Annotated in this window: 7 protein-coding genes; 5 read left to right on the top strand and 2 right to left on the bottom strand. The window is 65.2% G+C overall.

Annotation, left to right across the window (positions count from 1 at the left end):
• Positions 1 to 3: 3 nt before the first annotated feature.
• Positions 4 to 741 carry an amino acid ABC transporter ATP-binding protein gene (locus tag JQ627_RS09045; RefSeq protein WP_249142961.1) on the top strand — a complete coding sequence of 246 codons (738 nt, stop codon included), beginning with the start codon at positions 4 to 6 and terminating at the stop codon, positions 739 to 741.
• A 108-nt stretch (positions 742 to 849) separates the two neighbouring features.
• On the opposite strand, the gene JQ627_RS09040 is transcribed toward JQ627_RS09045, so the two are convergent.
• A complete protein-coding gene (locus tag JQ627_RS09040; RefSeq protein WP_212483833.1) occupies positions 850 to 1,884 on the bottom strand; it encodes a cysteine synthase A in 1,035 nt (344 codons plus the stop codon).
• A gap of 96 nt (positions 1,885 to 1,980) precedes the next feature.
• Positions 1,981 to 3,210, bottom strand: a complete 1,230-nt coding sequence (locus tag JQ627_RS09035; protein ID WP_212483832.1) for a cyclopropane-fatty-acyl-phospholipid synthase family protein — start codon at positions 3,208 to 3,210, stop codon at positions 1,981 to 1,983.
• Between the two features lie 615 nt (positions 3,211 to 3,825).
• On the opposite strand from JQ627_RS09035, the gene JQ627_RS09030 reads away from it, so the two are divergent.
• From JQ627_RS09030 to JQ627_RS09015, 4 genes are read left to right on the top strand one after another with little or no spacing between them, the layout of a single operon-like run.
• The gene (locus tag JQ627_RS09030) at positions 3,826 to 5,310 is read left to right on the top strand and encodes an efflux transporter outer membrane subunit (protein ID WP_212483831.1); all 1,485 of its coding nucleotides are present in this window, start codon (positions 3,826 to 3,828) and stop codon (positions 5,308 to 5,310) included.
• Positions 5,300 to 6,700: an efflux RND transporter periplasmic adaptor subunit gene (locus JQ627_RS09025; RefSeq protein WP_212483830.1), complete on the top strand. Its 1,401-nt coding sequence runs from the start codon at positions 5,300 to 5,302 to the stop codon at positions 6,698 to 6,700. The genes JQ627_RS09030 and JQ627_RS09025 overlap by 11 nt, the downstream gene beginning before the upstream one ends.
• Before the next feature lie 36 nt (positions 6,701 to 6,736).
• The gene (locus tag JQ627_RS09020; RefSeq protein ID WP_212483829.1) at positions 6,737 to 9,886 is read left to right on the top strand and encodes an efflux RND transporter permease subunit; all 3,150 of its coding nucleotides are present in this window, start codon (positions 6,737 to 6,739) and stop codon (positions 9,884 to 9,886) included.
• On the top strand, positions 9,886 to 12,990 hold the full coding sequence (locus JQ627_RS09015; RefSeq protein WP_212483828.1) for an efflux RND transporter permease subunit: 3,105 nt from the start codon (positions 9,886 to 9,888) through the stop codon (positions 12,988 to 12,990). The genes JQ627_RS09020 and JQ627_RS09015 overlap by 1 nt, the downstream gene beginning before the upstream one ends.
• Positions 12,991 to 13,024 lie beyond the last annotated feature (34 nt).

The following is a 13,024-nucleotide window of genomic DNA, read 5'->3' as shown; positions in this document are numbered from 1 at the left end:
ACCATGACCGACCCCATCGTCAAGATTACCGGCCTCAACAAATGGTACGGCGAATTTCACGTCCTGCGCGACATCGACCTCGAGGTCCGCAAGGGCGAACGCATCGTGATCTGCGGGCCCTCGGGCTCCGGCAAGTCGACGCTGATCCGATGCATCAATGCACTGGAGGAATTCCAGGAGGGCGAGATCGTCGTCGACGGCATCGAGCTCGGGCCGAATCTCAAGCACATCGACGCGGTGCGTCGCGAAGTCGGCATGGTGTTCCAGAGCTTCAATCTGTTCCCGCATCTCACCGTGCTGGACAATTGCACGCTGGCGCCGATCTGGGTGCGCAACATTCCCAAAAGGGACGCCGAGGCGACCGCGATGAAGTTTCTGGAGCGGGTCAAGATCCCGCACCAGGCCAACAAGTTTCCGGGCCAGATGTCCGGCGGCCAGCAGCAGCGCGTCGCGATCGCGCGCGCGCTGACCATGAATCCGAAGGTGATGCTGTTCGACGAGCCGACCTCCGCGCTCGATCCCGAGATGGTCAAGGAGGTCCTCGACACCATGGTTGATCTCGCCGAGGAGGGCATGACCATGCTGGTTGTCACCCACGAAATGGGTTTTGCCCGCGAGGTCGCCAACCGCGTCGTGTTCATGGACGCCGGCCAGATCATCGAGGCCAATACGCCGAACGAGTTCTTCGCCGCTCCCCAGCACGCACGGACGAAGCTGTTTTTGAGCCAGATTTTGCGGTGACCTCGTAGGGTGGGCAAAGGCGCATTTGCGCTGTGCCCACCATCTTTCCGCGATCGAGACAGTTGTGGTGGGCACGCTTCGCGTTGCCCACCCTACAAGGCTGCCGGCCTAGACGAACGGCGGCTTGATGTTGCTGCGCTTCTCCAACCATTCCGGCACCGGCAGGTTCTTGGCGCGCATGAAGTCGGCATTGAACAGCTTTGACTGATAGCGGCTGCCGGAATCGCAGAGCACGGTGACGACCGTCTTGCCGGGCCCGAGCTGTTTCGCGAGTCGTATCGCGCCGGCGATATTGATGCCGGTGGAACCGCCGAGGCACAGGCCTTCGTGCTGGAGCAGCTCGTAGATCACCGTGACGGCTTCCGCATCGGGAACGAGATAGGCGTCATCCACCTTCGCGCTCTCGACGATCGCGGTCGCACGGTTGAGGCCGATACCTTCCGTGATCGAGCCACCCGGCGTCGCCTTGGCATCGCCGGTGCGGAAATATTCGAACATGCCGGCACCATGCGGATCGGCGCAGGCGATTCGGACGTCCTTGTTCTTTTCTTTCAGATAACGGCTGACGCCGGCGAGCGTGCCGCCGCTGCCGACCGAGCAGACGAAGCCGTCGACCTTGCCGCCGGTCTGCTCCCAGATCTCGGGGCCCGTCGACTCGTAGTGCGCCTTGGCGTTGTCGAGGTTATTCCACTGGTCGGCGAACAGGACGCCATTGGGCTCGGTCTTGCGCAGCTCGTCGGCGAGCCGGCGGCCGACATGCTGATAATTGTTGGGATTGGCATAGGGCAGGGCCGGCACCTCGATCAGCTCGGCGCCGCACAGCTTCAGAAAATCCTTCTTCTCCTGGCTCTGCGTCTCCGGGATCACGATCAGCGTGCGGTAGCCGCGCGCGCTCGCCACGACCGCGAGGCCGATTCCGGTGTTGCCGGCGGTCGCCTCCACCACGAGACCGCCCGGCTTGAGCTCGCCGCGCTTCTCGGCCTCCAGGATCATCCATTTGCCGGCGCGGTCCTTCACCGACTGGCCCGGATTCATGAACTCGGCCTTGCCCAGAATGGTGCAGCCGGTCAGTTCGGAGGCGCGCTTGAGCTTGATGAGCGGGGTGTTGCCGATGGCTTCGACAACGTCATTTTTGATGGTCATGTCAGGCAATTACCGGCTGGATCATAGGGTGGGCGCGACCCTAAAGTAGGGTGGCGGGCCTTACAAGCGACCCTTGCAAGCCGCCCCCGCAAACTCTTATTGCTGCTTTGCAAAGATGACTTGCCGGACGTCGATATTCCCGGACAGGAATCCGGCCTCGCAATAGGACAGGTAATACTCCCACAGCCGCCGGAACCGGTCGTCGAAGCCGAGCGGCACGAGGCCCGGCCAGGCCGTCTGGAAGTTATTCCGCCAGGTGGCCAGCGTCTTGGCATAATCCTGCCCGAAGATGCGCTCGCGAACGACGGGCAGGCCGAACCTGTCGCCAAGCGACTTGAGCACGGCGGGCGAGGGCAGCATGCCGCCCGGAAAGACGTAGCGCTGGATGAAGTCCACCTCGCGCCGGTAGCCCTGGAACAGCCTGTCCTGGATGGTGATCGCCTGGATGCCGGCGAGTCCGCCGGGCAGCAGCCGGTCCCGCAACTGGGCGAAATATTTCGGCCAGAACCGCTCGCCAACGGCTTCGATCATCTCGATCGAGGCGATGCGGTCGTAGCGATCGCGTTCGTCGCGATAATCCTGAAGACGGATCTCGACCTGCTCGGCAAGGCCCGCCTCGTGAATGCGCTTCTGCGCAAAATCGCGCTGCTCGGTCGAGATCGTGAGGCCAACCACGTGCGTGCCGAAGGTCTTTGCGGCAAACTCGGCGAAGCCGCCCCAGCCGCAGCCGATCTCGAGCAGCGTCTGGCCAGGCTTCAGGTCGAGCGCCTCGCCGAGCCGGCGGTATTTGTTGGTCTGGGCTGTCGTGAGATCGGAGGTGCTCTCCTCGAACAGCGCCGAGGAATAGGTCATGCTGGGATCGAGCCAGGCCGAATAGAACGCATTGCCGATGTCGTAATGGGCGTGGATGTTGCGCCGCGCCTGACGGCGGGTGTTGCGGTTGAACCAGTGCTGCAGCAGCTGGACGAACCGCATCAGCGGCTTGTCGTTCAGCATGGCCTGGATCAGATCGTGATTGACGCAGAACAGGTAGAGGAACTGCGTCAGGTCCGGCGTGTCCCAGTCGCCGGCGAGATAGGCCTCCGCGATGCCGATGTCGCCGCCGTTGATGAGGCGCGACGCGAAGCCGTAATTGTGCAGCCGCATCGCCGCATTCGGGCCCGGCTCCTGGCCGCCGAGGCGGATCACGCGTCCGTCGGGCAGGGTGACGTCGAGCGTGCCTCGCCGCAGCCGCGCGCCGAAACTGAGTGCGAGCCGAACGATGCGCGGCAGATCGGCAAGCACTGAATCTATGGTGTCTGACGTCACCGAGATGGTCTGCGACATCGGCGGATCCATTACCTGAACGGATGCAGTCCGACCGCGAGCCAGGCGCCCCCATACGCCCCATATCGCTGGACCCGAGGGCGCCCCGCAAACGGTCAGCGTCGAATCATATGAATGATATAGGTGCGCGTTGCGCCGGTCGCCAAGGTGCTGGCGGGGTACCTCCAGCAGTCCACCGCCGTTTGCACAGCGCAAATGCAGACCATCACCCGACAATAGCGCGCCGGGCGCTCAGCCAAGGCCGGGGGAGCTGCGGTGCGCTGCGGCGCAGGTTTCGGTGGAGCGCCTGCCGGGACCGGTGGCCCTGACGTCGGCGTGGCGGCAATATCACATGAAATCTTGGTAAGCTTGAATGCGCCTCGGAGCGAGGTTGGAATACAAAAAAGCCCTGTGGCACAGGTATATTTTGTATTTGCACGAGTTCGACATCGACGCATTCGAGGCCGCATTTCGCAGGTGCGGGACTGTCCCCCTGTTCCGCGCCCCGCTAGTATGAACTTCAGGTTCCGCAGAAAGAATCACGGCTGTGAACGAGTTACATAAACGCCCCCGGCCGTCCCGCCACGAATCGGTTAATCCGGCTCTGCGGTGGCGGATCGATCTGCCCGGCGGGGGGTGGATGTGACACAGGATGGTCCTGCGGTCGCCATGGGGCGATCTCCCGGCCTTACGTTCCGGACGTCGCGTGCGGCGCAATGGGTTGCCGTGGTGTGCCTTGCCGCCAGTTCAGGCGCCTGCGTGCTGACGCAGGATTTGCCTGATCCCGCGCTCGATGTCCCCGCGCAATACAAATACGCGGGCAAGCCGGATGCGCCGCCGTCGCTGGATTGGTGGCGCGGCTTTCGCTCCGCGGAGCTGACGCAACTGATGGAGGAGGCGCAGACCGTCAATCTCGACATCGCCGCGGCCGTCGCGCGCATCGTCCAGGCCGACGCACAGGCCCGGCAGGCAGGCGCGGCGCTGCTGCCGAGCCTGTCGGGCGGCGGCTCCGAAACCTATTCGCGCACCTCAGGTTCGTCATCGTCCGGTCTCACCAATGGAGGCCGCGAGGTCGTCAATTATTCAGCCTCGCTGAGTGCGAGCTACCAGCTCGACTTTTGGGGCCAGAACCGCGATGCGCTGCAAACGGCGGAAGAGACGGCGAATGCCAACCGTTTCGATCGTGACGTCGTCGCCCTGACGACGCTCGCCGGCGTCGCCAACGCCTATTTCCAGGTGCTGGCCTCGCAGGATCGCCTGCGTACCGCCCAGAGCAACATCGCCAGCGCGCAGCGCATCCTCGATGCGATCCGCGAGCGCCGCAAGGCCGGCACCGGCACGGACCTCGATGTCGCCCAGCAGGAGAGCGTGCTCGCCAACCAGAAGGCACTGGTGCCGCCGCTGCGCCAGACGCTCGACCAGAACGTCAACGCACTCGCCGTGCTGGTATCGCGGCCGCCGGAGAGCGTCCGCGTGCTCGGCGGCTCGCTGAACAAGATCGCCATCCCGCGCGTCACGCCCGGCCTGCCATCGGAGCTATTGACGCAGCGGCCCGACATCCGCCGCCAGGAGGCACAGCTCGCCTCGGCGACCGCGAACATCGGCAATGCCCGCGCGCAGTTCTTTCCGACCATCCAGCTCACCGGCAATGGCGGCTATCAGAGCTCGGCGCTGGTCTCGCTGTTCCAGCCGCATGCGGCCTTCTTCCAGCTCGTCGGCAGCGCCACGCAGCCGATCTTCGACGGCGGCAAGATCCTCGGCAATTTCGAATTCGCCAAGGCGCGGCAGGACGAGTTGCTTCAGACCTACCGCAAGACCATCATCCAGTCGTTTGCGGACGTCGACAACGCGCTGTATTCGATCAAGCAGACCACGATCAAGCTACAATTGCAGCGCGATGTCGTTACCTCGTCGAAGCGCGCCTTCGATCTCGCCGAGCAGCAATTGCGCGCCGGCACGGCCGACATCGTGACTGTGCTGAACGTCCAGCAGACACTATTTCAGGCCGAAGACGCGTTGTGGCAGGCCCAACTCGCACGGCTTCTCGCCATCGTCAGCCTGTATCAGGCGCTCGGCGGCGGCTGGGAGCCGCGCATGGAGAAACCGGTCAATGCTCTTTAAGCCGGATACGAAGGAAGGCGCGAAAGAAGGGACGGCGAAGAAATCGCGCGGCCGCGGCTTCGTCATGCCCCTGATCACGCTCGCCATACTTGGCGGGCTCGGCTATTTCGGCTGGACCGTCTGGCATCAGCAGCCGCAGCAGGCGAACGGTCGCAACCAGCGGCCCGATTTGCCGGTGCCGGTGCTGGCGGCGACGCCCCGGATCCAGGACGTGCCTGTTTATCTCGACGGCGTCGGCGCGATCCGCGCGCTCAACACCGTGACCGTGCGCTCGCAGGTCGACGGCAAGCTGATCGCCGTGAAGTTCACCGAGGGCCAGGACGTCAAGAAGGGTGATGTGCTCGGCGAGATCGATCCCGCGCTCTACCAGGCGACGTATGATCAGGCCGTCGCCAAGAAAGCGCAGGACGAGGCGCAGCTCGCCAACCAGCGCATCGACCTCACGCGCTACGAACAGCTTGCCGCATCCAATGCCGGCTCCAAGCAGCAGGCCGACACCCAGCGCGCCGCGGTCGCGCAGACCGAGGCGCTGGTCAAGGCCGACCAGGCCGCAATCGACAATGCGGCGGCGACGCTGAGCTACACCAAGATCGTGGCGCCGCTCTCCGGCCGCGCCGGCCTGCGCCAGGTCGACCAGGGCAACATCATCCACGCTGCCGACACCACGGGCCTCGTGGTGATAACGCAATTGCAGCCGATCGCGGTGTGGTTCAGCCTGCCACAGCAGCAGATCATGCGCGTCAACGCAGCGGCGTCGAAGGGCACGCTCGCGGTCGACGTGTTCGGCAACGACGGCATCACCGTGATCGACACCGGCAAGCTCACCGGCATCGACAACCAGGTCGACCAGACCACCGGCACGCTCAAGCTCAAGGCGGAATTCCCCAACGCCCATTACCAGCTCTGGCCCGGCCAGTTCGTCAATGTCCGCCTCAAGGTCGAGACCCTGACGCAGGCGCTGGTGGTGCCGACATCGGCCGTACAGCGCGGACCGATCGGCACCTTCAGCTACGTCATCGGCGAGGACAATGTCGTCTCCGCCAAGCCGGTGACCGTGACCCAGCAGAACGAGCATGACGCCGTCATTGCCAGCGGCTTGTCGCCGACCGACAAGGTCGTCACGACCGGCTTTGCCAATCTGTCCGACGGCTCCAAGGTGGTCGTCGGCCGCGATGACCAGACACCGTCGGCCGATCTCGCCCCGCGCAAGCGCACGCGCGGCCCGGATGGCCAGAAGAAGGACGGGCAGGCCAAGGACGGGCAAAAGGACGGACAGGGCAAGGACGGCGAGCACCGCGCGAGGCGGAGCAGCAGCGAAGGCGACCAGAAGGGGCAGACCGGACCGGCACCGGGGCCGGGGGCATCGGGAAGTGGAGCCAAGCAGCCATGATCCCGACAACAGCCGCCTGAGCGGCAGGCATATCTCATGGGCGTCTCCGAACCCTTCATCCGCCGCCCGATCGCGACCTCGCTGCTCGGCATCGCGCTGCTGATCGGCGGCGCGCTCGGCTATTTCTCCCTGCCGGTCTCGGCCCTGCCGCAGGTCGATTTCCCGACCGTGCAGGTGACGACGCAGCTTCCGGGCGCAAGTCCCGACGTCATCGCTTCGCTGATCACCGCACCGCTGGAACGGCAGCTCGGCCAGATCCCGTCGCTGTCGGCGATGAACTCGACGAGTTCGTTCGGCGTCAGCCAGATCTCGCTTCAGTTCGATCTCAACCGCGACATTGACGGCGCGACCCAGGACGTCCAGGCCGCGATCAACGCGGCGGCCGGCGTGCTGCCCAAGACGCTGCCTTATCCGCCGACCTACGCCAAGGTGAACCCGGCGGACGCACCGGTGATGACGCTGGCACTGCGCTCCGACACGATCTCGCTGCGGGCGATGAGCGACATCGCCGACACGCTGCTGGCGCAACGGCTGAGCCAGATCTCCGGCGTCGGGCGCGTCTCGGTACTCGGCGGACTGAAGCCGGCCGTGCGCATCCAGGCCGACCTCGCGCGGTTAGCTGCCTATGGCATCGCCATGGAGGATCTGCGCGCTGCGATCGCCAACGCCAACGTTTCAGGACCAAAGGGTTCACTCGACGGCGCGCAGCAATCCTACATCATCGCTGCCAACGACCAGATCGCCGCCGCGGACGCCTACAAGCCTATTATCATTGCCTACCGCAACGGCTCGCCGGTCACGATCGCCGACGTCGCGCAGATCGTGGATGGCCTCGAGAACGACCGCACCGGCGGCTGGTACCAAGGCACGCCAGCGGTCATCATCGACATCCAGCGCCAGCCCGGCGCCAACGTCATCGATGTCGTCAGTCAGATCCGGGCGGAAATCCCGAAGGTTCAGCGCGCCATTCCGGCCGGCGTCAACCTTACCATCGTCTCCGACCGCACCGTCACCATCCGCGCCTCGGTTCGCGACGTGCAGTTCACCCTGATCCTCAGCGTCGTGCTGGTGACGCTGGTGGTGCTGCTGTTCCTGCGTTCGCTGCGGGCCACGCTGATCGCGGGCGTGGCGCTGCCGCTGTCGCTGATCACCAGCTTCGGCATCATGTATTTCGCCGGCTTCAGCCTCGACAATCTGTCGTTGATGGCGCTCACCATCGGCACCGGCTTCGTCGTCGACGACGCCATCGTCATGATCGAGAACATCGTCCGCCACATGGAGAACGGCGACAGCGCGATGGAGGCCTCGCTGAAGGGGGCCAGCGAAATCGGCTTCACCGTGATCTCGCTGACGGTGTCGTTGATCGCGGTGTTCATCCCGCTGCTGTTCATGTCCGGCCTCGTCGGGCGCATGTTCCGCGAATTCGCGCTGACGCTGACGATCGCGGTCGTGACCTCGGCCGTGGTCTCGCTGACGCTGACGCCGATGATGTGCTCGCGGCTGCTCAAGCATGCCCATGAGGAACTGGCTGTGCCGGGATTGGCCGCGATCAGCCGCTTCATCGATAGCACCGTCGAGTTCTATCACCGGACGCTGCTCTGGGTGCTGGAACGCCAGCGCGCCACGCTGCTCGTGACATTTGCGACCCTGGTCGCGACCCTCGTCCTTTACGTCGTCGCGCCAAAGGGCTTTTTGCCGCTTCAGGACACCGCCTCGATCACTGCGGTGACGGAGGCGGGGCCAGATGTCTCGTTCGCGGAGATGCAGAAGCGGCAGGCCGAGGTTGCCGACGCCATCAAGGCCGATCCTGACGTGGTCGGCGTCGTCTCGGTGATCGGGGCAGGCTCGGTCAATCCGACCACCAATGTCGGGCGCCTGGTCATGACCTTGAAGCCGCGCGGCGAGCGGCGCGACGACGTCAGCGCGGTGGTGGTCCGGCTGAAGGAACGGGTATCGGCTATCCCCGGCATGACCGTCTATTTCCAGCCGGTGCAGGACGTGCAGATTTCGACACAGTCGAGCCGTTCGCAGTACCAGTACACGCTGACCGGGACCGACGCGACGCTGGTATCGGAATGGGCGCGCAAGCTCGTTGCCGAGATGCGGCGTGATCCGCTGTTCCGCGATGTCTCCTCGGAAGCGCAGGAGGGCGGCCTGCGGGCACAGCTCGACGTGGACCGGACACGAGCCGGACAGCTCGGCGTGAGCCTGCAGGGAATCACGGACACGCTCAACGACGCGTTCGCGCAGCGGCAGATCTCGACCATCTACGGCCAGGCTAACCAGTACCGCGTGGTGCTGGAGGCGCTGCCGATGTACCAGCGCGACCCCTCGATCCTGTCGAAGCTGTATCTGCCGGGCGCGTCGAGCAGCATCGTGGGCGCACCCAACGCCCAGGTGCCGCTCTCCGCCGTGGCGACGCTGAAGCGCACCACGGCGCCGCTCGCGATCTCGCACCAGGCGCAATTCCCGTCGATCTCGCTCAGCTTCAACCTCGCCCCGGGCGCCGCGCTCGGCGATGCCGTCGAGGCGGTGAAGACGATCGAGACCCGGATCGAGATGCCCAACAGCATCGTCGGCGTCTATGCCGGCGACGCCGCCGAATTCGCCAAGGCGCTTGCCGGCCAACCCTGGCTGCTGCTTGCGGCCGTGATCACGATCTACATCGTGCTGGGCGTGCTCTATGAGAGCTACATCCACCCGATCACCATCCTGTCGACGCTGCCTTCGGCCGGCGTCGGCGCGATCCTGGCGCTGATCCTGTGCGGGCAGGATCTTTCGGTGATCGGCCTGATCGGCATCATCCTGTTGATGGGCATCGTCAAGAAGAACGCGATCATGATGATCGACTTCGCGCTCGAGGCCGAGCGCGGGCAGGGGATGTCGCCGAACGAGGCGATCGTGCAGGCCTGTCTCTTGCGCTTCCGGCCGATCATGATGACGACGCTGGCGGCGCTGTTCGGCGCGCTGCCGCTCGCAATCGAGAGCGGCACCGGCGCCGAGCTGCGCTTTCCGCTCGGCATCTCCATCATCGGCGGCCTGCTGCTGAGCCAGCTTTTGACGCTCTACACCACGCCCGTGATCTACCTCGCGCTCGACCGCATCAACCGCCGCCTCGAGCAGGCGCTGCCGCCGGCTGAATCCGGCGGCCCGCCGGTCGCGGGCGCCACCGAGGGGATGCAGTGATGGCATCGATCTCGGAGCCCTTCATCCGCCGTCCGGTCGCGACCACGCTGCTGTCGATCGGGTTGTTCCTGCTGGGTGTCGTCGCCTACGAGTTCCTTCCCGTCGCCTCGGTCCCGAACGTCGACTTCCCCGCCATCTTCGTGTCGGCCAGCCGGCCGGGCGCCGACCCGTCCGTCATGGCGGCGACGGTGGCCTCGCCATTGGAGCGTCGGCTCGGCGAGATCGCGGGCATCAACCAGATTACCTCGACGTCGTCGCTCGGCACGACCAGCATTCAGCTCCAGTTCGACATCGGCCGCAACATCGACAAGGCCGCGCGCGACGTGCAGGCGGCGATCAACGCCGCGCTGATCGACCTGCCGAGCGACCTGCCGACGCTGCCGCGATTCCGCAAGGCGAACACGGCCGGCGCGCCAGTTTTCGTGCTGGCGCTGACCTCGAAGACGCTGTCGGCCAGCGCGATCTACGACGTCGCCGATACCGTGCTCGCGCAGCGCATCTCGCAGGTGCCTGGTGTCGGCGACGTGACGGTGAGCGGCGCAGACCAGCCGGCGGTGCGCGTGCAGCTTAATCCCGTCGCGCTGTCCAACGCCGGCATCGCCACCGACGACGTCAGGACCGCGATTATCAACGCCAACCCGCTTGGTCCGGTCGGCATCTTCAACGGCGAGCGCCAAAGCGAGACGCTGTCGCTGAACAAGCAGATGCGGACGGCGAAAGAGTTCCGCGACATCATCATCAAGAGCTCGAACGGCAATTTCGTCCGGCTGTCCGACGTCGCCGACATCGAGGACTCCGTCCGCAACGCCCGCTCGATCGCCTGGTTCAACAAGCAGCCGGCGGTGCTGATCCAGATCACCAAGCAGGGCGACGCCAACGTCATCGACACCGTCGACCGGGTGAAGGCGCTGATCCCGGCGCTGAAACAATGGATCCCGGCGGGTGTCGATATTTCCACGCTGGTCGACCGCACCAGCACGATCCGCGCCAGCGTGCTCGACATGCAGTGGACGCTGCTGGCAACCGCTGTCCTCGTGATGGTCGTGGTGTTCGTGTTCCTGCGGCGGCTGACGCCGACGATCGCCGCCGGCATCTCCGTGCCGCTGGCGCTGGCCGGGACCTGTGCCGGGATGTGGGTCGCGGGCTTCTCGATCGACAATCTGTCGCTGATGGCGCTGGCGATCTCGGTCGGCTTCGTGGTCGACGACGCCATCGTCATGATCGAGAACATGTACCGCAATCTCGAACATGGCATGCGGCCGCTCCAGGCGGCCCTGGTAGGCGCACGGCAGATCGGGTTCACCGTGGTCTCGATCAGCCTGTCGCTGATCGCGGCTTTCACGCCGCTGATCTTCATGGATGGCATCGTCGGTCGGCTCTTGCGCGAGTTCTCGCTGACGCTGACCTTCGCGATCCTGGTCTCGACGCTGGTGTCTCTGACGGTCACGCCGATGATCTGCGCCCATTACATCCGGCAGACCACGTCGGGGACCGCGACGCTGTTCGATCGGGTGATCGAAGGTTCGCTGTCGCGCGTGGTCGCGTTTTACGCCCGCAGCTTGCGTACCGTGCTGCAATATCCACTGCTGACGCTGCTGGTGTTCTTCGCCACCATCGGACTCACGGTGACGCTCTACATCAAGGTCCCCAAGGGCTATTTCCCGACCGACGATTCCGGCTTCGTCATCGGCGCGACGCGCGCCTCGGCCGACATTTCGTTCCAGTCCATGCTCGGCCTGCAGCAGCGGCTCGCCGAGATCGTGATGCAGGATCCGGCCGTGGCCGGCATCGGCTCGACGGTCGGCAGCGGAGGCGGGCCGGGGGGAGCGACCTCCAACCGCGGCACCATGTTCATAAGCCTGAAGCCGCCGGAGGAGCGCGACCACGTCTCGACGCAGGTCGTGATCGACCGTCTTCGGCGCGCCTTGTACCCGGTGCCCGGCATCCGCCTTTTCATGTTCGCCGCCCAGGACGTCCGCGCCGGCGGACGGCAGAGCGATTCCGACTACCAGTACACGCTGACCAGCACCGATCTCAGCCTGCTCCAGAAGTGGGCACCGATCGTGGCCAAGCGCATGGAGAGCGTCGAGGGCATCACGGATATTTCCAGCGACCGCGATCCCGGCGGACTTCAGCTCACGCTCTCGATCGACCGCCAGAAGGCCTCGGCGCTCGGCGTCAAGGTCCAGGACATCGACAACGCGCTCAACAACGCATTTTCGCAGCGGCAGATCGGGATCATCTACACCCAGCGCAACCAGTATATGACCGTGCTGGAGATCGACCCGAAATTCCAGGTCGACCCATCCAACCTCGATCGCATCTATGTCGCCGGTGCCAATGACGCGCAGGTGCCGCTGTCGGCCGTGGTGCATGCGACGCGCGGGCTCGCTGCGCTGGCGGTCTATCATTCGCAGGCGTTTCCCTCGACCACGGTGTCGTTCAACCTGTTGCCGAACGTGCCGCTTCAGACAGCCACCCAGAACGTGCAGCGCGCGGTCGAGGAGCTGCACATGCCCGAAGGCATTCGCGGCAGTTTTGACGGGAACGCAGGCGATTTCGCCAGGACCAGCGGCCGCCAGCCGCTCCTCATCCTCGGCGCGCTGGTGGCGATGTATATCGTGCTCGGCGTGCTTTATGAGAGCCTCGCCCATCCGCTGACGATCATCTCGACGCTGCCCTCGGCCGGGCTCGGCGCGCTGCTCGCCTTGCAGCTGACCAACACGCCGCTGACGGTGATCGCCTTCGTCGGCATCATCCTGTTGATCGGCATCGTCAAGAAGAACGGCATCATGATGGTGGACTTCGCGCTCGACGCCGAGCGCCAGCGCGGCCTGTCCTCGGCGGAGGCGATCTTCGAGGCCTGCCAGGCCCGCTTCCGCCCCATCCTGATGACGACCATGGCGGCACTGTTCGCCGGCATTCCGCTGGTCATCGCGACAGGCCCCGGCACGGAGCTCCGTCGTCCGCTCGGCATCACCATCATCGGCGGCCTGTTCGTCTCGCAGATCCTGACGCTCTATACGACACCGGTGATCTACCTCCTGATCGACCGCCTGCGCCGCCGCTCCGAGCCGCGTCCGCTCGCTGCGCCGGCTGAATAGGCGGGTTGTTGAACCGCCGTGCAGGGCGTATAGC

Origin of the sequence: Bradyrhizobium liaoningense (assembly GCF_018130785.1) — a bacterium.
Classification (GTDB): Bacteria; Pseudomonadota; Alphaproteobacteria; order Rhizobiales; family Xanthobacteraceae; genus Bradyrhizobium; species Bradyrhizobium liaoningense_A.
Note: the sequence above shows the minus strand (reverse complement) of the source record. Positions and strands in the feature narration are given on the sequence as shown.

What these genes read in the sequence shown, in the direction of transcription:
- JQ627_RS09040 (WP_212483833.1), bottom strand. Translation starts at nt 1,884, where the DNA reads ATGACCATCAAAAATGACGTTGTCGAAGCCATCGGCAACACCCCGCTC.
- JQ627_RS09015 (WP_212483828.1), top strand. Translation starts at nt 9,886, where the DNA reads ATGGCATCGATCTCGGAGCCCTTCATCCGCCGTCCGGTCGCGACCACG.
- JQ627_RS09025 (WP_212483830.1), top strand. Translation starts at nt 5,300, where the DNA reads ATGCTCTTTAAGCCGGATACGAAGGAAGGCGCGAAAGAAGGGACGGCG.
- JQ627_RS09035 (WP_212483832.1), bottom strand. Translation starts at nt 3,210, where the DNA reads ATGTCGCAGACCATCTCGGTGACGTCAGACACCATAGATTCAGTGCTT.
- JQ627_RS09045 (WP_249142961.1), top strand. Translation starts at nt 4, where the DNA reads ATGACCGACCCCATCGTCAAGATTACCGGCCTCAACAAATGGTACGGC.
- JQ627_RS09020 (WP_212483829.1), top strand. Translation starts at nt 6,737, where the DNA reads ATGGGCGTCTCCGAACCCTTCATCCGCCGCCCGATCGCGACCTCGCTG.